The organism is Methylobacterium sp. J-076 (genome assembly GCF_022829405.1).
GTDB lineage: Bacteria > Pseudomonadota > Alphaproteobacteria > Rhizobiales > Beijerinckiaceae > Methylobacterium.
In genome coordinates, this window is the sequence record NZ_JAKSXW010000133.1 from 184,784 (window position 1) to 204,844 (window position 20,061).

General features: G+C 70.8%; 19 protein-coding genes. 8 read left to right on the forward strand and 11 right to left on the reverse strand.

What is annotated here, in order from left to right; all coding sequences use genetic code 11:
- Positions 1-22: 22 nt before the first annotated feature.
- The 3 genes from rpoZ to MKK53_RS16310 all read left to right on the forward strand — a co-directional run bounded on the left by rpoZ (position 23) and on the right by MKK53_RS16310 (position 3,862).
- The gene (gene rpoZ, locus MKK53_RS16300; protein ID WP_243929753.1) at positions 23-433 is read left to right on the forward strand and encodes a DNA-directed RNA polymerase subunit omega; all 411 of its coding nucleotides are present in this window, start codon (positions 23-25) and stop codon (positions 431-433) included.
- Between the two features lie 272 nt (positions 434-705).
- Entirely contained in the window at positions 706-2,928 is a 2,223-nt protein-coding gene (locus MKK53_RS16305) for a RelA/SpoT family protein (RefSeq protein WP_243929945.1), read from the forward strand.
- A gap of 298 nt (positions 2,929-3,226) precedes the next feature.
- A complete protein-coding gene (locus tag MKK53_RS16310) occupies positions 3,227-3,862 on the forward strand; it encodes an NYN domain-containing protein (RefSeq protein ID WP_243929754.1) in 636 nt (211 codons plus the stop codon).
- A 16-nt stretch (positions 3,863-3,878) separates the two neighbouring features.
- Here MKK53_RS16310 and MKK53_RS16315 read toward each other — a convergent pair whose 3' ends face one another.
- Genes MKK53_RS16315 through dapA form a run of 3 tightly spaced genes read right to left on the reverse strand, consistent with a single transcriptional unit; the run spans position 3,879 to position 5,896 of the window.
- Entirely contained in the window at positions 3,879-4,451 is a 573-nt protein-coding gene (locus MKK53_RS16315) for a peroxiredoxin (RefSeq protein ID WP_243929755.1), read from the reverse strand.
- A 47-nt stretch (positions 4,452-4,498) separates the two neighbouring features.
- Entirely contained in the window at positions 4,499-4,972 is a 474-nt protein-coding gene (gene smpB / locus MKK53_RS16320) for an SsrA-binding protein SmpB (RefSeq protein ID WP_243929756.1), read from the reverse strand.
- A 27-nt stretch (positions 4,973-4,999) separates the two neighbouring features.
- The gene (gene dapA / locus MKK53_RS16325) at positions 5,000-5,896 is read right to left on the reverse strand and encodes a 4-hydroxy-tetrahydrodipicolinate synthase (RefSeq protein WP_243929757.1); all 897 of its coding nucleotides are present in this window, start codon (positions 5,894-5,896) and stop codon (positions 5,000-5,002) included.
- A gap of 229 nt (positions 5,897-6,125) precedes the next feature.
- Here dapA and MKK53_RS16330 point away from each other — a divergent pair, with 229 nt between their 5' ends.
- On the forward strand, positions 6,126-8,315 hold the full coding sequence (locus tag MKK53_RS16330) for a transglycosylase SLT domain-containing protein (protein WP_409564353.1): 2,190 nt from the start codon (positions 6,126-6,128) through the stop codon (positions 8,313-8,315).
- A gap of 64 nt (positions 8,316-8,379) precedes the next feature.
- On the opposite strand, the gene metW is transcribed toward MKK53_RS16330, so the two are convergent.
- From metW to MKK53_RS25460, 3 genes are all read right to left on the reverse strand, one after another.
- On the reverse strand, positions 8,380-9,060 hold the full coding sequence (gene metW, locus MKK53_RS16335) for a methionine biosynthesis protein MetW (RefSeq protein WP_243929759.1): 681 nt from the start codon (positions 9,058-9,060) through the stop codon (positions 8,380-8,382).
- A complete protein-coding gene (locus MKK53_RS16340; protein WP_243929760.1) occupies positions 9,057-10,262 on the reverse strand; it encodes a homoserine O-acetyltransferase in 1,206 nt (401 codons plus the stop codon). Before MKK53_RS16340 ends, metW begins: the two co-directional genes overlap by 4 nt.
- Positions 10,263-10,382: 120 nt before the next feature.
- A complete protein-coding gene (locus tag MKK53_RS25460; protein WP_279599115.1) occupies positions 10,383-10,517 on the reverse strand; it encodes a hypothetical protein in 135 nt (44 codons plus the stop codon).
- Positions 10,518-10,833: 316 nt separating this feature from the next.
- Between MKK53_RS25460 and MKK53_RS16345 the strand changes: the two genes are divergently transcribed.
- The 4 genes from MKK53_RS16345 (at position 10,834) to MKK53_RS16360 (ending at position 13,592) form a co-directional block, all read left to right on the forward strand.
- On the forward strand, positions 10,834-11,946 hold the full coding sequence (locus MKK53_RS16345; protein WP_409564354.1) for a pyridoxal phosphate-dependent aminotransferase: 1,113 nt from the start codon (positions 10,834-10,836) through the stop codon (positions 11,944-11,946).
- Positions 11,939-12,886 carry a prephenate/arogenate dehydrogenase family protein gene (locus MKK53_RS16350; RefSeq protein ID WP_243929762.1) on the forward strand — a complete coding sequence of 316 codons (948 nt, stop codon included), beginning with the start codon at positions 11,939-11,941 and terminating at the stop codon, positions 12,884-12,886. Before MKK53_RS16345 ends, MKK53_RS16350 begins: the two co-directional genes overlap by 8 nt.
- A 66-nt stretch (positions 12,887-12,952) precedes the next feature.
- Entirely contained in the window at positions 12,953-13,204 is a 252-nt protein-coding gene (locus tag MKK53_RS16355; protein ID WP_243929763.1) for a prevent-host-death protein, read from the forward strand.
- On the forward strand, positions 13,197-13,592 hold the full coding sequence (locus tag MKK53_RS16360; protein WP_243929764.1) for a hypothetical protein: 396 nt from the start codon (positions 13,197-13,199) through the stop codon (positions 13,590-13,592). Before MKK53_RS16355 ends, MKK53_RS16360 begins: the two co-directional genes overlap by 8 nt.
- A gap of 15 nt (positions 13,593-13,607) precedes the next feature.
- On the opposite strand, the gene MKK53_RS16365 is transcribed toward MKK53_RS16360, so the two are convergent.
- The 5 genes from MKK53_RS16365 to MKK53_RS16385 all read right to left on the reverse strand — a co-directional run bounded on the left by MKK53_RS16365 (position 13,608) and on the right by MKK53_RS16385 (position 19,915).
- Positions 13,608-14,723, reverse strand: coding sequence for a DUF2125 domain-containing protein (locus MKK53_RS16365; RefSeq protein ID WP_243929765.1), 1,116 nt, complete (start codon positions 14,721-14,723; stop codon positions 13,608-13,610).
- Positions 14,724-14,826: 103 nt separating this feature from the next.
- Complete coding sequence (locus MKK53_RS16370) at positions 14,827-15,273, reverse strand: hypothetical protein (RefSeq protein WP_243929766.1); 447 nt, start codon at positions 15,271-15,273, stop codon at positions 14,827-14,829.
- Between the two features lie 125 nt (positions 15,274-15,398).
- The gene (locus MKK53_RS16375; protein ID WP_243929767.1) at positions 15,399-16,175 is read right to left on the reverse strand and encodes a lysophospholipid acyltransferase family protein; all 777 of its coding nucleotides are present in this window, start codon (positions 16,173-16,175) and stop codon (positions 15,399-15,401) included.
- 25 nt (positions 16,176-16,200) lie between these two features.
- The gene (locus MKK53_RS16380; protein ID WP_243929768.1) at positions 16,201-16,704 is read right to left on the reverse strand and encodes a hypothetical protein; all 504 of its coding nucleotides are present in this window, start codon (positions 16,702-16,704) and stop codon (positions 16,201-16,203) included.
- A gap of 13 nt (positions 16,705-16,717) precedes the next feature.
- A complete protein-coding gene (locus MKK53_RS16385) occupies positions 16,718-19,915 on the reverse strand; it encodes an efflux RND transporter permease subunit (RefSeq protein ID WP_243929769.1) in 3,198 nt (1,065 codons plus the stop codon).
- Between the last annotated feature and the right edge of the window lie 146 nt (positions 19,916-20,061).

Below are 20,061 nucleotides of genomic sequence, written 5' to 3' on the forward strand. Positions count from 1 at the left end.
TTCCGCGAAGGAGCCGTCAGGCATGGCGCGCGTCACCGTCGAAGATTGCATCGAGAAGGTCGAGAACCGGTTCGAGCTGGTCCTGCTGGCGAGCCACCGGGCGCGCCTCCTGGCCGCCGGCGCCCCCCTCACCGTGGACCGCGACCGCGACAAGAACCCCGTCGTGGCCCTGCGCGAGATCGGCGACGGCACCATCACCGCCGAGGACCTGAAGGAGCAGTTGATCCACTCGCTCCAGAAGTACGTCGAGGTGGACGAGCCGGAGGCCGAGACCGTGCCGCTCCTGTCGAGCTCGCCGGCCGCCGCCGCGCACGCGCCGCAATCCTCCAGCGACGACGCCAGCGTGCAGTTCGACCGCATGAGCGAGGAGGACCTCCTCCGCGGCCTCGAGAACCTCGCCCCGCCGGTCGAGACCGACGAAGAGAGCGAGTGACCGGCCGGGCGATTCGCCCAGCCCCGCTCACTCCCACCGCCACCGCGAGCGACGGCGACGCGATCCGGGGCAGCAGCCCGTCTCAGGACGGGGCGCCTCCCGGGATCGCGTCGCCGTCGCTCGCGTTCGCCGTGACGTCGCCCGGTCGAGAAAAATCCCATCCGTACGCCGATTGCGGCGCCATGCCTCTGGTGTTCACCGCCGCATTGCGGGAGACTTTCCCACCCAACAGCGGCGCGTGCAGCGTTCAGGAGGCCACGATTTCCCGGCGGATCATGCGCCAGTACGAACTCGTCGAGCGGGTCAAGCGCTACAACCCCGCAGCGAACGAGGATCTGCTCAACCGCGCCTACGTCTATGCGATGCAGGCCCACGGGACGCAGAAGCGGGCCTCGGGCGACCCGTTCTTCGCCCACCCCCTCGAAGTCGCGGCGATCCTCACCGATCTCCACCTCGACGATGCGACGATCATCGCCGCCGTCCTGCACGACACGGTGGAGGACACCGAGGCGACCCTGGAGGAGATCCGGCGCCTGTTCGGCGACGAGATCGGCGCCCTGGTCGATGGGCTGACCAAGCTCAAGCGGCTCGACCTCGTCTCAAAACAGGCCGCCCAGGGCGAGAACTTCCGCAAGCTGCTGCTGGCCGTCGCGGCGGACGTGCGCGTGCTTCTCGTGAAGCTCGCCGACCGGCTGCACAACATGCGCACCCTGGAGCACATGCGCGACGACAAGCGTCGCCGCATCGCCCAGGAGACCCTGGACATCTACGCGCCGCTCGCCGCCCGGATGGGCATGCAGGAGCTGCGCGAGGAGCTGGAGGATCTGGGCTTCCGCTTCCTCGAACCCGAGATCTACGCGACGATCACCGAGCGCCTGTCCCGGCTCACCGCCAAGTCGGGCCGGATGGTCGAGGACATCGAGCAGGTCCTGTCGGACAAGCTTTCGGCCCGGGGCCTCGAGGCCGAGGTGACGGGGCGGCAGAAGCGGCCCTATTCCATCTGGTCGAAGATGGAGCGCAAGTCGCTCGCCTTCGAACAGCTGTCGGACATCTTCGGCTTCCGGGTGATCGTGAACGCCCTGGAGGATTGCTACGCGGCGCTGGGCGTCGTCCACACCAGCTGGCCGATGGTGCCGGGTCGCTACAAGGACTACATCTCGACCCCCAAGCAGAACGATTACCGCTCCATCCACACGACGGTGATCGGCCCGCAGAGCCAGCGCGTCGAGCTTCAGATCCGCACGCAGGCCATGGACGACATCGCCGAGTACGGCATCGCCGCCCATGCCCACTACAAGGACGTGAAGGGCCGTGGGACCGAGGGCGGCATCCACCCGACGCTCGCCACGGAGAGCGGCGCCTACCAGTGGCTGCGGCGCACCATCGAGCTCCTGGCCGAGGGCGACAGCCCCGAGGAGTTCCTGGAGCACACCAAGCTCGAACTCTTCCAGGACCAGGTGTTCTGCTTCACCCCGAAGGGCCGGCTGATCGCCCTGCCCCGGGGCGCGACCCCCATCGACTTCGCCTATGCCGTGCACACCGATGTCGGCAACTCGGCGGTCGGCGCCAAGATCAACGGCCGCATGGCGCCGCTGCTGCATGAGCTGGCGAACGGCGACGAGGTGGAGATCAGCCGTTCGGACGGCGCCTCGCCCCCCGCCGCCTGGGAATCCCTGGTGGTGACCGGCAAGGCGCGCTCGGCGATCCGCCGGGCGACCCGCGCGGCCGTGCGGCGGCAATACGCGGGGCTCGGCCGGCAGATCCTGGAACGGGCCTTCGAGCGGGCGGCCAAGAGCTTCTCCGAGGACAAGTTGCGCGGGGCGCTGCCCCGCCTCGCCCGGTCCACCACGGAGGACGTGTTCGCCGCCGTCGGGCGCGGCGAGATGTTCTCCGGCGACGTCGTGCGGGCGGTCTATCCCGACCACCGGGACGAGCGCCGCCCCGCCGCGGGGCAGGCGCCGGTCAACGGCGCGGGCCGCCTCGTCCGCTCGCCGGACCAGACCATGCGCCTCACCTTCAACGGGGGGGACGAGGCCTCCCTGGACGCGATCCCGATCCGCGGCCTCGCGGGGGATTTGCCGGTCACCTTCGCCCCCAACGGCGGGGCCGTGCCGGGGGACCGGATCGTCGGCATCCTCACGCCCGGCGTCGGCGTGACGGTCTACCCGATCCAGTCCGCCGCGCTCGCCGCCTTCGACAACGAGCCCGAGCGGTGGCTCGACGTCCGCTGGGACACCGAGGCGTCGAGCATGGAGCGGTTCCCCGCCCGCCTGTCGCTGCAATCGATCAACGAGCCGGGCGTCTTCGCGCAGATCGCCCAGGTGATCGCCGACCACGACGGCAACATCGACAACATCTCGATGAAGCGCCGCACCCAGGACTTCACCGACATCACCCTCGACCTGTCGGTCTGGGATCTTCAGCATCTCAACGCCATCGTCGCCGAGTTGCGCAGCAAGAGGCCCGTCAGCAGCGTCCAGCGGGTGAACGGCTGAGGTCGGCCCGGCCGATCGACCCCGGTGATACTTGAGGTTGCCAATTGTGCCGGTGCGACCAAGCGATCTTCAACTCGCCTTGACTTCGCAACGCCCCTCCGCGATCCTGTACAGGTCTCCGACGGCTCGCGATTGCGCGCCTGCCCTCGGCGCCGAAATTTCTGAATCCTTTATTGATCGTCAATAAAGACGTTTCTTATTGTTATTGTGAAAGATGTTACCCGATGATCCGCTGACGGCGATGCGCCACGCATAAATCGTTCGATTTTGATATCTCTGGTTTTACGGAACATTGTTCATGCAGTCTACGCAGCGCTGCGCCGTCTTCATCGACGGCGCAAACCTTTACGCGACCACGAAGGCCCTCGGCTTCGATATCGACTACAGAAAACTTTTGAAGGATTTTCAGTCGCGCGAGACACTGATCCGCGCCTTTTATTACACTGCGATGATCGAGGACCAGGAATACTCCTCGATCCGGCCACTGGTCGATTGGCTGGACTATAACGGCTACCGCGTGGTGACCAAGCCGGCACGGGAATTCACCGATCCCGCCGGCCGCCGCCGGTTCAAGGGCAACATGGACATCGAACTGGCCATCGACGCCCTGGAGCTCGCCCCGCGCCTCGACCACATGGTGCTGTTCTCCGGCGACGGGGATTTCCGCTCGCTGGTGGAGGCGATGCAGCGGCGCGGCGTGCGCGTCACGGTGATCTCCACGATCCAGACCCAGCCGGCGATGATCTCCGACGAGCTGCGGCGGCAGGCCGACGAGTTCGTCGACCTGTCGAGCCTCGCTTCACGGATCGGCCGCGAGCCCGGCGAGCGCTCGGCGCGCCCGGCCGGCGAGACCCCGACGCGCCACCGCGCCGAGAGCCGCCCGAACCTCGAGAACCGCTACGGCATCCGCCAGCCGGACCAGGACGAGGAGTAGGCGGCCCGGCCGGGGGTCAGGCCCGGCCGCGCGCTTCCAGCCACGCGACGACCTGCCGGGCGCTCTCGCCCGGCGGGAAGACCGGATAGAACAGGTGGGTCACCACCCCGTCCTCGATCACCAGGGTCAGGCGCCGCAGCAGGGTCAGGCCGCCGGCCTCGAAGGTCGGCAGCCGGGCCGCCATCGCCAGGGCGCGGTGGGCGTCGGAGAGCAGCGGGAACGGCAGGTGCAGGCGCTCCGCGGCCTCCTTCTGGTACTCGCCCGTCTGCGTCGAGAGACCGAAGACGTGATCGACCCCGAGGGCCTTCAGCGCGCTGAAATGGTCGCGGAAGTCGCAGGATTGCGGGGTGCAGCCCCGGGCGCCGGGGATGGCGTCCCAATCCGCCGTGAGGGCCGCCTTGCCCGGCTCGCCCGTGCGCGGATAGGCGTAGACCACCGTGCGGCCCGTCAGGCGGGCGAGGGACACGGTCCTCCCGTCCGTCGCTCGCAGGGCCACGTCGGGCAGGCGGGCGCCGCGCAGGTGGTCGGCCGCGCCGTCATCCTCGGGGACCGGGAGGTCCTCCGGCAGGCTCAGCAGGTTGGTGGTCACGGTGTGCTCCCTCCCGGCGAAGGGGGCGGAACGCCCCTTCCAGTCGCTTATCCCCTGTCGCGGAGCAGGCGTGCCCGGTCGCGCTGCCAGTCGCGCTCCTTGGCGGCCTCGCGCTTGTCGTGGGCCTGCTTGCCCCGGCCGAGGCCGAGTTCCACCTTCGCCCGGCCCTTGTCGTTGAAGTAGATCTTCAGAGGCACCACCGTGTAGCCCTGGCGCTGGGTGGCGCCGATCAGCTTGTCGATCTGGCGGCGGTGCAGCAGCAGGCGGCGGGGCCGCTTCGTGTCGTGGTTGAAGCGGTTCGCCTCGAGATATTCCGGGATGTAGGCGTTGAACAGCATCAGGTCGCTGCCGGAGGGCCCGGCATAGGCCTCCCCGATCGTCGCCTTGCCGCCGCGCAGGGACTTCACCTCGGTGCCGGTGAGCGAGATGCCGGCCTCGAGGGTGTCTTCGATCGAGTAGTGGAAGCGCGCGGCCCGGTTGTCGGCCACCACGCGCCGTCCGGGCTCCGTCTTCGGCGCCATGTCGGTGCGGTCTCTCTTTCTGTCGCGTCAGCCTTCGAGCAGGCCGGCATGGCGCAGGGCGCCGTCCACGATTCGCCGCGTCTCGTCGGAGATCCCGACGAGGGGCAGGCGCAACTCTTCGCCCATATGGCCGAGGCGCGACAGGGCGTACTTCACCGGGCCGGGATTGGCCTCGGCGAACAGGCCGACCTGGAGCGGGAACAGGCGGTCCTGGATCGTCAGCGCCTTGGCGTAGTCGCCCGCCAGGGAGGCCTCCTGCAGGTCGGCGCACAGCCGCGGGGCGACGTTGGCCACCACCGAGATGCAGCCACGGCCGCCCTGCGCGTTGAAGCCGATGGCGGTCGCATCTTCGCCCGAAAGCTGGACGAAGCTCTCGCCCATGGCCAGTCGCTGCTGACTGACACGGTCGATCTTCGCGGTCGCGTCCTTCACGCCGACGATGTTCTTCAGCTCGAAGAGCCGGGCCATCGTCTCGACGCTCATGTCGACGACGGATCGGGGCGGGATGTTGTAGATGATGATCGGAATGCCGACGGCATCGTTGACGGCCTTGAAGTGGGCGTAGAGCCCCCCCTGCGTCGGCTTGTTGTAATAGGGCGTCACGACGAGCACCGCGTCGGCGCCGGCCCGCTCGGCGTGCTGCGCCCGCTCGACGGCCTCGGCCGTGGAGTTCGAGCCCGCCCCCGCCACGACCGGCACCCGGCCGCCCGCCTCGTCGATGCAGGCCTCGACCACCCGGTCGTGCTCCGCATGGGTGAGGGTCGGGCTCTCGCCGGTGGTGCCGGTGGGCACGAGGCCGTGGCTGCCCTGCTCGATCTGCCAGCGCACGAACTTTCGGAAGGCCTGCTCGTCGAAAGCGCCATCCCGGAAGGGGGTCACCAGCGCGGTCATCGAGCCCCGCAGGCGGGCGGTCGTCTCGGTCATTTCAGGCGTCCCAGGGGAGTCGTGCGGTCGCGTCGCCGCCATTCACCCGCGCTGTCTCGGCGCGAGCGCGCAGACATAGGGGTTCGTGCGGCCTCGCGCAAACGGATCACGGACACGGTTAACGCGCTCTTCACCAGTCCCCGCCCAAGCTGTGTCCTTCACGCACCCGTTGCGGAGAGGTGAGGTCGTGATCCGAGCCATCGCCTGGAAGCGCCCGCATCTCACGCTCATCGCCCTGGCGGCGGGGGCCGGGGCGGCCCTCGCGGGTCCGGCCGGGCCGGACGCCGCCCCGCCCGCCCCCGTGCCGGCGCAGGACTCCGCGGAGCCCGGCGGCGAGGCCCTGAGGGCCGATGCCGTCCGGGCCGACGACTCGGATCACAAGCCCGCCGCCGCCTCGGCCTACGCCTCCGCCGACCCCGACGCGGCGATCGCCTTCCCGATGCCCGAGGCCGCGGTGGCGCCCGCCGCCCCCGTGCCGGAGGTGCCCGACCTCGCCCGGCCCAAGGCCTCCGGCGACACCGACCTCACCCTGCTGCGCGGGGCCATCGACCTCTACCGCAAGGGCAAGGTCGCCGACGCCGACCGGATGGCCGAGACCTTCACCGACCCCGCCGCCCGCGCCCTGCTGCAATGGGTGGCGATCCGCGCCGGAGCCGGCATCGGTTTCGAGCGCACCGTGGCCTTCACCCGCGCCAACCCGGACTGGCCGGGCGGCCCGCTCCTGCGCCGCCGGGCGGAGGAGACGCTGCTGAGCGAGCGCAAGGCGCCCGCCACCGTGCGGAGCTTCTTCGCCACCGCCAAGCCGGCGAGCGCGCCGGGCAAGTTCGCCCTGGCGCTGGCCCTGCGCGCGGACGGGCTGGAGGCCGACGCCGCCGACTTCGTCCGGGACCTGTGGCGGACGGAGAGCTTCGGCCGCAGCCTCGAGGCGAAGGTGCAGGACGCCTTCCCCGGCGTGCTCACCCGCCCCGACCATCGCTACCGGATGGAGCGGGCGCTCCTCAAGGAGGACTGGGACACCGCCGGCCGGGCCGCGGGCTATGCCGGCGGCGCCTATGCGAGCCTCGTCCGCGCCCGCCGGGCGGTGGAGGACAAGAGCGCCGGCGCCGCCGCGGCCCTGGCCGCGGTGCCGCCCTCGCTCCGCAACGATTCGTCCTACATCTTCTCGCGGGCGCAGTTCCATCGCCGGGCCGACAGGGCGGTGGAGGCGGCCGCCGTCCTCGCCACCGCGCCGACTAACCCGGACGTGCTGGTCGATGGCGACGAGTGGTGGGTGGAGCGCCGGATCGTCGCCCGCAAGCTCCTCGATGCCGGCGATGCCAAGACCGCCTACGCGGTGGTGAGCGGCCATTCCGCCCGCACGCCCGAGAAGCGGATCGAGGCCGAGTTCCACGCGGGCTGGATCGCGCTCCGCTTCCTCTCGGACCCCGAGAAGGCCGCCGGCCACTTCGCGCAGGTGGCGGCGCTCGCCGAGGGGCCGAACTCGCTCTCCCGCGGCGCCTACTGGCAGGGCCGGGCCGCCGAGGCGCTGGGGCGGACGGACGAGGCGCGGCGCTACTACGAGAAGGCGGCCGCCCAGCCCATCGCCTATTACGGGCAGGTCGCCCGCGCCAAGCTCGGGCAGACCAGCCTCCCCCTGCGCGCCGTGCCCGCCCTCGAAGGCGCCGGGCGGCAGGCCTTCGACGACCGGCTCTCCGTGCGGGCCCTGCGCCTGCTGGAGCAGGCGGGCCTGACGGACCTCGCGCTGCCCCTCTACATCGATTCGGCCCGCGCCCTGACCGATGCCCGGGAGATGCAGGCCCTGGGCGACGTCGCCACGGAGACCCGGGACGCCCGCGCCCTCGTGGCGGTGGGCAAGCTCGCCCTGCACCGGGGCCTGCCGCTGGACGCCCACGCCTTCCCGACCATCGGCATCCCCGCCTACGAGACCTTCACCGCCGTGCCGCAGGTGGAGCGGGCGATGGTCTACGCCATCGCCCGGCAGGAGAGCCAGTTCGACGCCCGGGCGCGCTCCGGCGTCGGCGCCCGCGGATTGATGCAGATGATGCCGGCCACCGCCCTGCGCACCGCCAAGCGCGTCTCCACCGCCTTCGACCCGGACCGGCTGACGAGCGACCCGGCCTTCTGCGCCAAGCTCGGCCAAGCCCATCTCGGCGAGCTGATGGAGGATTGGCGCGGCTCCTACGTGCTGGCCTTCGCCTCGTACAACGCCGGCGGCGGCAACGTGAAGAAGTGGATCGACGCCTACGGCGATCCGCGCAAGGGCGAGGTGGACGTGCTCGACTGGGTGGAGCGGATCCCGTTCACCGAGACGCGCAACTACGTCCAGCGGGTCATGGAGAACCTTCAGGTCTACCGCACCCGCCTCGACAGCCGCAGCGCGCTGCTGATCGAGGGGGATCTCCACCGGGGGGCGAAGTAGGGCGGTCCGCGCCGCCCTTCTCCCACCCGTCGTGGCGCGCAGCGAAGCCAGGACGGCGGAGGCGTCAGCCCTCCCGCCCCTCCTTGCTCAGCAGGAACACCCCCTGCGCGCCGAACATGTTCCACACCCACCACGGCAGGGCGAAACGCATGGCCCGGCCGCGGGAATCGAGGGCCGCCGCGGTCTCGATCTTCGCGCCGAGGATCCGGCACAGGCCGACGAAGTCCCGGATCGTGCAATGGTGGATGTTGGCGGTCTCGTACCACGCGTCCGGCATCAGGTCCGTCACCGGCATCCGCCCGCGGAGGGCGAGTTCGGTCCGCACGCGCCAGTGCCCGAAATTCGGGAACGAGATGATGACGTGCCGCCCGATGCGCAGGAGATGCTCCAGCACCTCCCGCGGCTGGCGCGTCGCCTGGATGGTCTGCGACATCAACACCACGTCGAAGGCGCCGTCGGGATAGTTCTCGAGGTCGGTGTCGGCGTCGCCCTGGATCACCGGCAGGCCCCGGGCGAGGCAGGCGTTCACCCCCTCGCGGGACAGCTCGATCCCGCGCCCGTCGACGCCCCGCCGGTCCCGCAGGAGGGCGAGCAGGGCGCCGTCGCCGCAGCCGATGTCGAGGACCCGGGCGCCGGCCGGCACGAGGTCGAGCATCAGGAGATGGTCGACGCGGGCGCCGGTATTCTCCCGCGGCGCCGCCTCGGCCGCCTCCCAGGGATGGGTGTGGTTCTGCCGGGCGCTCACAGGCCGCGGGCCCGGGCGGCGGCGTCGATGAAGCCCCGGGCGGCGGCGAACATCGCCGGCTCGTCCAGCAGGAAGGCGTCGTGGCCCTTGTCGGTCTCCACCTCCACGAAGGCGACCGGCGCGGCGGCGGCGTTCAGGGCGTGGACGATGACCCGCGAATCCGCGGTGGGGAACAGCCAGTCGGAGGTGAAGGAGATCACGCAGAACCGGGTCTTCGTGCCGCGGAAGGCATTGGCGAGGGCGCCGCCATGGTCCTCTGCGAGGTCGAAATAGTCCATGGCGCGGGTCAGGTAGAGGTAGGCGTTGGCGTCGAACCGCTCCACGAAGCTCAGGCCCTGGTGGCGCAGGTAGCTCTCGATCTGGAAGTCGGCGTTGAACGAGAAGGTCGGCGCCGAGCCGCCCTGGAAGCGGCGGCCGAACTTCCGGTGGAGCGCCGGCTCCGACAGGTAGGTGATGTGCGCGCCCATGCGCGCCACGCCGAGGCCCTTGGCGGGCCGCGTGCCCTCCTCGAGGTAGCGCCCGTCCGCCCAGGCGGGATCGGCCATGATCGCCTGACGGCCGACCTCGTGGAAGGCGATGTTCTGAGCCGAGTGCCGGGCCCCGGTCGCGATCGGCATCGCGGCGAAGACGCGCTCGGGGTAGAGCGCCGCCCATTGCAGCACCTGCATCCCCCCCATCGAGCCGCCGATGCACAGGAACAGGCTGTCGATCCCGAGATGGTCGAGCAGCATCGCCTGCGCCCGCACCATGTCGCGGATCGTCACCATGGGAAAGTCGAGGCCGTAGGGCCGGTCGGTCGCGGGGTCGATCGAGGCCGGGCCCGTCGTGCCCATGCAGGAGCCGACGACGTTCGAGCAGACGACGAAGTACCGGTCCGTATCCACAGGCTTGCCGGGGCCGACGAGGGTTTCCCACCAGCCGGACTTACCGGTGAGCGGGTGGGTGTGGGCGAAGTGCTGGTCGCCCGTCAGCGCATGGCAGATCAGCACCGCGTTGGAGCGGTCGGCATTCAGGGTGCCGGCGGTCTGGTAGGCGATCTGGAACGGCGCGAGGCGCACGCCCGCATCCGTCAGGAGCGGCCTGTCGGGCCCGAAGCGCGCCACGGGGCTCTTCGGATCGAGGGACTGGGACGGCTCCACGGCGCGCGGGGCGGTCCGTTCGGGGTCGTCCTGCCGGGGGGCCGTGTCCAGTCGGGTATCCATCGCGGGTCTTCGGCGGTGCACCGCATGGTCCGGCGGTGCCGCGGGCAGCGTACCACCGTGCGGCACCGGCCGGAGGTAATGGCCCGCCCCGGCAGCGTCAACGCGGATCGTCCCGTCCGGTCAGCGGATCGCGGCCGCACAGGCCATGAAGACGAGCCCCGCCCCCGCCACCGTGATGCAGCCGTTCGAGAACGAACCGGTATCCGTCCGCCGCAGGCGTAAGTCGGCGGCGACGGATACCAGAATTCCAACCACGAAAAGGCTGCTTGGAAGCACACCATTCAGCATCGTGCACGAATCCCGACAGGTCGGCCGCCATAGGGAGCGGCCATGCAGAGGGCATTACAGAGACTAAACCGGCCGGATAGTGGACGGTGCCCCGCGACATTTGTTCCGGGCCAACCTTTGCCTGTCAGGCACCGCGCCGACGCCGCGGCGTTTCGCGACGGGACCGAAGGGCAACCCTGTTGGGACAACCGGCGCAGCTTCACCGTCGGGCGAAATGCTGTACAGGGACCGCATCGTCGCATCCGAACCGCCGATCGGCACGCGCCCCATGTCTTCCAGCCCTATGCCCACGCCCTCCCCCCGCCCGGAACCGCGCCCCGGCGTGATGGCGGTCGACCTCTACGTCCCCGGCAAGAGCGGGCGCCCCGGCGGCGGCAAGGTCCACAAGCTGTCCTCCAACGAGACGCCGCTGGGCCCGAGCCCCGCCGCCGTCGCCGCCCTGCACGAGGCCACCGCCAAGCTCGAAACCTATCCGGACGGCCGCGCGACCGCGCTGCGCACCGCCATCGCCAAGCGGTTCGGGCTCGACCCCGAGCGGATCGTCTGCGGCGCCGGCTCGGACGAGCTGCTGTCGCTGCTCGCCTACGCCTATTGCGGGCCCGGGGCCGAGGGCATCTACTCGGAGCACGGGTTCCTCGTGTACCGGATCGCGATCCTCGCCTCGGGGGGCACCCCCGTGGTCGCCCCCGAGCGCGACCTGACGACGGACGTGGACGCGATCCTGGCCCGCGTCACCCCGCGCACGCGGATCGTCTACGTCACCAACCCCAACAACCCCACCGGCACCTATCTCCCCTACGAGGAGATCCGCCGGCTGCATGCGGCCCTGCCGCCGCACGTCCTCCTCGTCATCGACGGGGCCTATGCCGAGTACGTGCGGGCGAACGACTACACGGCCGGGCTCGAGCTGGCGCTCGAGGCCGAGAACGTCGTGATGACGCGGACCTTCTCGAAGATCTACGGCCTCGCCGCCGTGCGGATCGGCTGGATGCTCGCCCCCACCCACGTGGTCGATGCCGTCAACCGGATCCGTGGGCCGTTCAACGTCTCGGGCCCGGCCATCGCCGCGGGCGCCGCCGCCATCGCCGACGAGGCGCACATGGCCGCCGCCGCCGCCCACAACACCGAATGGCTGCAGACGCTCACCGAAGGCGCGCGGGCGCTCGGCCTCACCGTCACCCCGAGCGTGGCGAACTTCGTGCTGATTCACTTCCCCGACGAGCCCGGCCGCTCGGCGGAGGATGCCGACGCCTTCCTCACCGAGCGCGGGCTCATCACCCGCCGCGTCACCGCCTACGGCCTGCCGAACGCCCTGCGCGTGACCGTGGCGGGGGCGGAGGCCAACACCGCGTTCCTGGCGGCGCTGGGCGAGTTCGTGCGGGGCGCGCGTGCCTGAGACCGCCCGCACCACGCCGCCGGTCGAGCGGCTCGCCATCGTCGGCCTCGGGCTGATCGGCTCGTCCATCGCCCGCGCCGCCCGCCGCTACGGGCTCGCCCGGGAGATCGTCGCCGTCGATGCCGACCCGGCGGTGCGGGAGCGCGTCCGCGAACTCGGCCTCGCCGACCACGTGACCGGCGATCCGGCCGAAGGCGCCGCGGGCACCGATCTCGTCGTGCTCTGCGTGCCGGTGGGCGCCATGGCCGCGGTCGCGGCCGCCATGGCGCCCCGGCTGAAGCCCGGCGCCGTCGTCTCCGATGTGGGGTCGGTGAAGGGCTCGGTGGTGGCGGCGATCCAGCCGCACCTGCCGGCGGGCGTCGCCCTGGTGCCCGGCCACCCCATCGCGGGCACCGAGTATTCCGGGCCGGATGCCGGCTTTTCGACCCTGTTCGCCGGGCGCTGGTGCATCCTCACCCCGCCCGAGGGCACGCCGGACGAGGCCGCCGAACGCGTGCGCGCCCTGTGGGAGGGCATGGGCGCCCTGGTGGAGACCATGAGCCCCGAGCACCACGACCTCGTGCTCGCCATCACCAGCCACGTGCCGCACCTGATCGCCTACAACATCGTCGGCACCGCCGCGGACCTGGAGGCGGTGACGCAATCGGAGGTGATCAAGTTCTCCGCCAGCGGTTTCCGCGACTTCACCCGCATCGCCGCCTCCGACCCGACCATGTGGCGCGACATCTTCCTGAACAACCGCGACGCGGTGCTGGAGATGCTCGGCCGCTTCAACGAAGACCTCGCCGCCCTGGCGAAGGCCGTGCGCTGGGGGGACGGCGACGCCCTGCACGCGATGTTCACCCGCACCCGGGCGATCCGGCGCAGCATCGTCGCCCTGGGCCAGGACACGGCGGCCCCGGATTTCGGCCGGCCGCGGCCGGCGGAGGATGGGGGATGAGGGTTCGACGCCGCCTTGCTGGAACCATGCAGGTTACCTAACCTAGGTACAACGCAGGAGCAGGCGATGAAGCGCTATTCGTTCTCAGACATGAATCGCCTGTCCGGGGAGATCCTCGAAACCGCCCTGTCCGAGCCCGTGGCCCTGACCAAATACGGCAAGGAGCGGCTGGTGATCATCCCCGCCGACCGGTACCGGAGTCTCACCGGTCGTCTGCCGCAGACCGCCTTCACGCTCGAGGATGCCCCCGACACCGTCCATGCCGAACTCATGGAAGGGCTCGACAGCATCCTCGCGGACGAACCCCGGAATGCTTAAGCCCGGCGATCTGATCCGCTACCATTACCTTTGGGCGCGCGAAGCCGCTCAGGGCGAAGAATCCGGCCGCAAGGCCCGACCCGCCTGCATCGTCGTCCGCACGCCGGCGGATCCCGCCTGCCTCTTCGTCTTCCCGCTGACCTCCCAGCATCCGGGCCCGGACCGCGCCTTTCTGTCGGTCCCGGAGATCGAGTGTCGGCGTGGGGGTCTCGGCGGCCCGTCCTTCCTCATTCTGGACGAGTACAACCGCTTCCTCGTCACCGAAGCCTTCGACCTGGAGGCCCCGGAACCGATCGGGGCGTTCAGCGGCAGCTTCCTGCGCAAGGTCGCCGCTTCGGTGAAGGACCTCGCCCAGAGCCGACGGCTGCGCGCCGTGACACGGCGGTGACCTGCGCGGGGAGCGTCAATACAGCGGCGGCACCCGTAGGTTGGGGATCGGGAAGCCGCTGAACAGCACTTGGCCGTCCACCAGCTTGAGGGGCGGCAGCGGCTTCAGCGGCGGGCCGGAGCCCGGCGTGGCCTGATCCGCCCGGGCGGGGCCGCGGCCGAGGCCGAGCAGGCCGCCGACGAGCTGGCCCACCAGTGCCCCCTCCTTCGAGCCGAACCGCTGCCCGACCACGGTGCCGATCACGGCATCGATGCCCGCCGCCCGCAGGTCGATCTGGCCGGAGGGCCGGTGCATCGCGTCCAGGGCGACCTGCCCTTTGGCCTGGATGCGCTGGTCGCCCTTGGCGAGGGACAGGGCGGCGATCTCCAGAAGGCCGCCGGCCTGCCGCCACTTCTCCAGCTCCTTCGGCACCGCGCCGGTGCCGATCACCGTGGCCCGTGTCACCGTGGCGTCGAGGGCGGCATCCGCCGGGGCGGCGCTGCCGGTCAGGGCGTCGAGGGCGGGGACGGCGGTCTCGGCGAGCTGCAGGTTCACGTCCACGGCGCCGTCGCTCTCGTAGCGGGCCGGAGACGGCCGGGCGTGGAGCTCCAGATGCCGGCCCGCCATGGCGATGGGCTGCGGCCCCGCGCCGGACACGCTCACCGTCGGCCCGTCCACCACCAGGGAGGCGCGGGTGAAGCCCTCGGCGGCGCCATGGAAGCTGCCCTGGAGGGCCTTCCACGAGGCGTCCCCGGTCAGGTCGCCCTGCTCCGCATGGAACGGCCCCCGGCTCTCGAACACCACGAGGCGGGGCTGGTAGATCTGCGCGACGGCGGTCGTCGGACCGAGGCGGAAGCTGCCATCCGCGCGGCTGAGGGCGAGGGAGGCGCAGCGCAGCTCGATGCGGAACGGATAGCCGGTGAGGCTGCGGTCCTCGCAGGTCCAGGTGCGGCCGGCGGCGGCCTCGCGGGCCATCCAGGCGTCCATCTCGGACTCCGCCCGGCCGCGGATCCAGAACCACGCGCCGGACCACGCCACCACCACGAGGGCGAGGAGGATGTAGGGCAGGAACAGCCCCATCCGGCCCCGGCGCGTTCCAGGCCGGGGTGCCCCGCCCACGGCCCCGTTCCGGCCGTCCATCCCCTGCGTCATGCGTGCCGTCCCTCCGAGGGCCGCCTCACCCGGCCCGCGGCCCTATCCCGGCGACCCACCGCGGCGCAAGGGCTACGGCAAACAGGTCACGCCGCAGGGGTCGTCAGATCTGACGGGGCTCGGCCGTCTCGGGGCGAAGGTCCTCGACGATGACGCCGCGCTCGCGCTCGTCCTCGGCGAGGCGGTGGATATGGACCTCCGTCGCGCCGCTCCGGCGGGCCCGGTCGAGCCAGACCCGGCGCAGATGGTCCCGGGGGCTCTCGCCCGAACTGGCCACCGACACCATCTGCGCGATGCCCGATGCATCCCGCCGCACGGCGATGGTCACCGAGTCGGACAGCTCCTCCGGATCCAGCGCGACGGCCGGGTGGACGCCGACGACGTAGCGCCGTCCCGAGCGCCCCCGCCACGCAGACAGGGCCAAGGCGGGGGAGCCCCGCAGGCCCTGGGCCGTCCTCAGGCGTTCCTCACGCACGTCCTGCCTCCGTAAGCGATCGTCCTTCAGGTCGCGGAGCGCGGCCGACCAGGACAGGGCACGTCTGTTCGTCATTTGTTCTCTTCTAGCCGGCATTATCCACAGGCGTCAAGGACGCTGTGCCGTTGGACGGAATGTGGGTTCGCGGCGAGTTATCCACAAGGTCGCGGGGGCGTCCGCGACCCCCGCCCAGGGGCGTCTCAGGCGCGCGGGGCGGCGGCCGGCGCCTCGGCGGGGGACACCGCGTAACCGGCCTCCGCGAGGTCGGCGAGGCCGGCGGCGACCAGGGCGTCGGAGGCCGTCTCGATCCGCTCCTGCACGAGGGCCTGGAACTCCGCCCGGGGCAGGCCGGGGGGGATCGGCGGCAGGAACTCGATGACCGCCTTCCCCGGCAGGCGGACGAACCCGTCGCGCGACCAGAACAGGCCGGTGTTCAGGGCGACCGGCACGCAGGGCACCTTCAGGGAGGTGTAGAGGTGCGACAGGCCCTGCTTGTAGGCCGGCGGCGCCCCCGGCGCCCGGCGGGTGCCCTCCGGGAAGACGATCAGCTGCGCGCCGTCGCGGATGGACTCGACGGCGGCGACGTTCATCAGGGCCATGGCCCGGGCGCCCTTGGAGCGGTCGATGGCCACCATGCCGCCGCGGGAGAAGTACCAGCCGACCACCGGGATCGAGAGCAGCTCGCGCTTGAGGACGTAGGCGAACTGCGGGAACACCGTGCACAGCGCCAGGGTCTCCAGGGCCGACTGGTGCTTGGCGGCGACGAGGAGCGGGCCCGCGGGGATGTTCTCCAAGCCGCGGAACTCGACCTTCGTCCCGGCCAGGACCCGCAGCAGCCACAGGCAGGCCCGCCCCCAGAACCCGGCGACGCGCAGGACCGAGGGCCGCGCCACCAGGCACGGCGATCCGAGCACGGCGATGAGCCCGGTGGCGACATAGAAGGAGATGTTGAAGACGAAGGAGCGCAGGGCGAGCATCGGGACCGTTCCGTGGGCGACCCCTTTAGCGCGACGGCCGCCCGGGGTCCAAGGCCTTCCCGGCCCTTCGGCCGGCGACGAGCCAGTAGACGAGGCCAGCGCAGCCCCCCACCACGAACAGGATGAGGGTGAGCCGCGCCTCGGCGGCGGTGTGGTGCGATGCGCCGGGGCGGGCCGCGCCGCGCACCAGCCAGGGCAGGGAGGCGGTGAGCAGGCCGCAACCGCCGCCGTACCAGAGGAGCCCCCGCAGCCCCAGGAATTCCCCCACGAGGGCCGTCAGCGCGGGCGGCACGAAGAGCAGGAGGAACATCGCCCAGGCGAGCCCGGCGACGAGGATCGCGAACCCCTCGGGCGGGAGCCCGGCCGCGACGTCGCCGAGGGCCGCGTTCAACCCGGCGAGGGCGCCGTTCGTCAGCCACGCATTCGCCCCCGGATCGACGAGGAGCGCCACGGCCAGGGCCACGCCCCCCGCGGAGACCGCGAGGAGCAGGGCGAAGGCACCGAGCAGGAGCCGTCCGACGAGGCGCATCAGGTCGGGCGCGTCACGAATGGGCGGGCGTGGCCCCTCCCCCGCCGTGGTCGTCCTTCTTCCGGCGCAGGCGGCCGACCCAGAGCGAGAAGTGGCGGATCACCACGTAGAAGACCGGGGTGAGGAACAGGCCGAAGAACGTCGCGCCGATCATCCCGAAGAACACCGCCGTCCCGAGTGCCTGTCGCATCTCGGCACCCGGCCCCGTCGCGATGACGAGGGGCAGCGTGCCGAGGATGAAGGCGAAGGCGGTCATCAGGATCGGCCGCAGGCGCAGCCGGCAGGCCTCCACCGCCGCCGCCACCGGGCCGCGATGCTCGCGCTGCTCGATGTCGTGGGCGAACTCCACGATCAGGATGGCGTTCTTGGCGGCGAGGCCGATGAGCACGATCAGGCCGATCTGGGTGAGGATGTTGTTGTCCTGCCCGCGGAACTGCACCCCGCCCAGGGCGGCGAGCACCCCCGTCGGCACCACCAGCAGGATCGCCAGCGGCAGCGCCCACGATTCGTACTGGGCCGCCAACACCAGGAACACCAGCAGCACACCCAGGGCGAAGACCGCGCCCGCCGTGCCGCTCGCGGCCTTCTGTTGGAAGGCGATCTCGGTCCAGTCGTAGGCGTAGCCGTCGGGCAGGGCCTTCTTGGCGATCTCCTCCATCGCGGTCAGCGCCTGGCCGGTGGAGACGCCGGGCTTGGCCACGCCCTGCACGGGGACCGAGTAGTACAGGTTGAACCGCTGCACGATCTGCGGGCCGGTGACGTCGCGCACCGAGGCGAGCGTGCCCATCGGCACCAGGGCCCCGGTGGAGGAGCGCACCTTGATCTGGGAGATGTCCTGGATCGAGCTGCGGAAGGCCGCGTCGCCCTGCAGGCGCACCTGATAGATGCGGCCCAACGTGTTGAAGTCGTTCACGTAGGTGCCGCCGAGATCGGCCTGGACCGACGAGAACACGTTGGCCAGCGGCACGTTCAGCATCCGCGCGATGGTGCGGTCGATGTCGAGGAACAGCTGCGGCGTCGCGTTGTCGAAGGTGGTGAACACGCGCTGCACGTCCGCGCTCTGGTTCGCCTGGGCGATCATTTGGCCGGCGGCTGCCATGAGCGGGCCGATCTCGGAGGACTGGCGGCTCTCGATCTGCATCTTGAAGCCGCCGCCGTTGCCGAGGCCGCGGACCGGCGGCGGCGGGATCACGATGACCCGCGCCTCCTGGATGTCCGAAGTCGCCTTCAGCACCTCGCCGGTGATCACCCCGGCGCTGCGCCCCTCGCCGGCGCGCTCCTTCGCCCCCGTCAGGGTCAGGAACATCACGCCGGCGTTGGTGGTGTTGGTGAAGGTCGCCCCGTCGAAGCCGGCGATGATCACCGCGTTGGCCACGCCCTTCACCGTCCGCGCCTGCTTGGCCGCGCGTAGGATCACCGCGGTCGTCCGGTCGAGGGACGAGCCGGACGGCAACTGGACGACGCCGATCAGGTAGCCCTGGTCCTGGTCGGGGATGAAGCCCGTCGGCGTCGTGCTGGCGAGGTGCAGCGTGCCGGCGATCACGGCGGCGTACACGAGCAGCATCGCCGCGAGGCCGACGAACCCGCCCGTCAGGACCTGCACGATGCGGCCGTAGGCGTTCGACGTGGCGTCGAAGGCGCGGTTGAAGCCGTTGGCCAGCCACGCGATAAACCGGGTGAGGAAGAACTTCGGCTCCTTGCGCGCGTGGTGCGGCACGAGGAGCAGCTTGCAGAGCGCCGGCGACAGGGTGAGCGAGTTGAACGCCGAGATCAGCGTCGAGGCCGCGATCGTCAGGGCGAACTGCTTGTAGAACTGGCCCGAGATGCCGGGGATGAACGCGGTGGGCACGAACACCGCCGCCAGCACCAGGGCGATGGCGATGACCGCGCCGCCGACCTCGTCCATGGTCTTGTGCGCGGCATCGCCCGCCGAGAGCCCCTCGGCCATGTTGCGCTCGACGTTCTCCACCACCACGATGGCGTCGTCGACCACGATGCCGATGGCGAGCACCAGCCCGAACAGCGTCAGGTTGTTGAGGGAGAAGCCGAAAGCCGCCATCGCCGCGAACGTGCCGATCAGCGACACCGGGATCGCGATGACCGGGATCAGCGCGGTGCGCCAGCTCTGGAGGAACACCAGCACCACGATGACGACGAGGCCCACCGCCTCGAACAGGGTCTTGTAGACCTCCTGGATCGATTCCTCGATGAATTCGGTGGGGTTGTAGGCGATGCGGTACTCGACGTCCGGCGGGAACTTGGCCTTGACGACCTCCATCACCTTCTTGACCGAGGCGGCGGCATCGAGGGCGTTGGTGCCCGGCCGCTGGAACGCGCCGATGCCCACCGCCGGCGTGTCGTTGAGGTAGGAGTTGGTGGTGTAGTCCTTCTGGCCCATCTCGACGCGGGCGATGTCCTTCACCCGCACGAGGCGCCCGTTCTGCGCCTTGATGATGACCTCGGCGAACTCTTCGGGCGTCTTGAAGCGCGCCTGGGACTGCACGACGAGCTGGAACGCCTCGCCCTTGGCGGCCGGCGGCCCGTTGAGCTGGCCCGCCGCCACCTGGACGTTCTGCTCCTGCAGGGCGGTGGTGACGTCGGTGACCGAGAGGCCGTAGGCGGCGAGCTTGTTCGGATCGACCCAGATGCGCTCGGCGTACTCGTTGCCGCCGAAGATCGTGATGTCGCCGACGCCGTCGAGGCGCAGCAGCTCGTCGCGGATGTTCAGGTAGATGTAGTTGGCGAGGTAATTCTGGTCGTAGGTCTTGTTCGGCGAGAGCAGGTGCACGACCAGCATCAGGTCGGGCGAGGCCTTGCGCACGGTGACGCCGAGGTTGCGCACGTCCGGCGGCAGGCGCGGCTGGGCGACCGACAGGCGGTTCTGCACCAGCACGTTGGCGATATCGAGGTTGGTGCCGACCTTGAAGGTCACGGTCAGCAGCATGTTGCCGTCGTTGGTCGACAACGACGTCATGTAGAGCATGTTGTCGACGCCGTTGACCTCCTGCTCGATCGGCGTCGCGATGGTCGCGGCCACGGTCTCGGCGTTGGCGCCCGGGTAGGAGGCGCGCACGGTCACGGTCGGCGGCACGATCTCCGGATATTGGGAGACCGGCAGGCTCTCGTAGGCCACGAAGCCCAGGATCAGGAACACGATCGACGTGACGGACGCGAAGATCGGCCTGTCGACGAAGAAATGGGCGAAACGCATCGGTCGAACCTCATGGAGTCGCAAGCGGCCCTCGCGGACCGGGTGCGCCTCGTCAGTCTCTGCCTCGCGCTCCCCGGCGCCGGAGCGGGCTCCGCAGCCGGGGGACCGCACCGGGGCGCAGCCCGGGGCTCACCCCCGGACCTCCG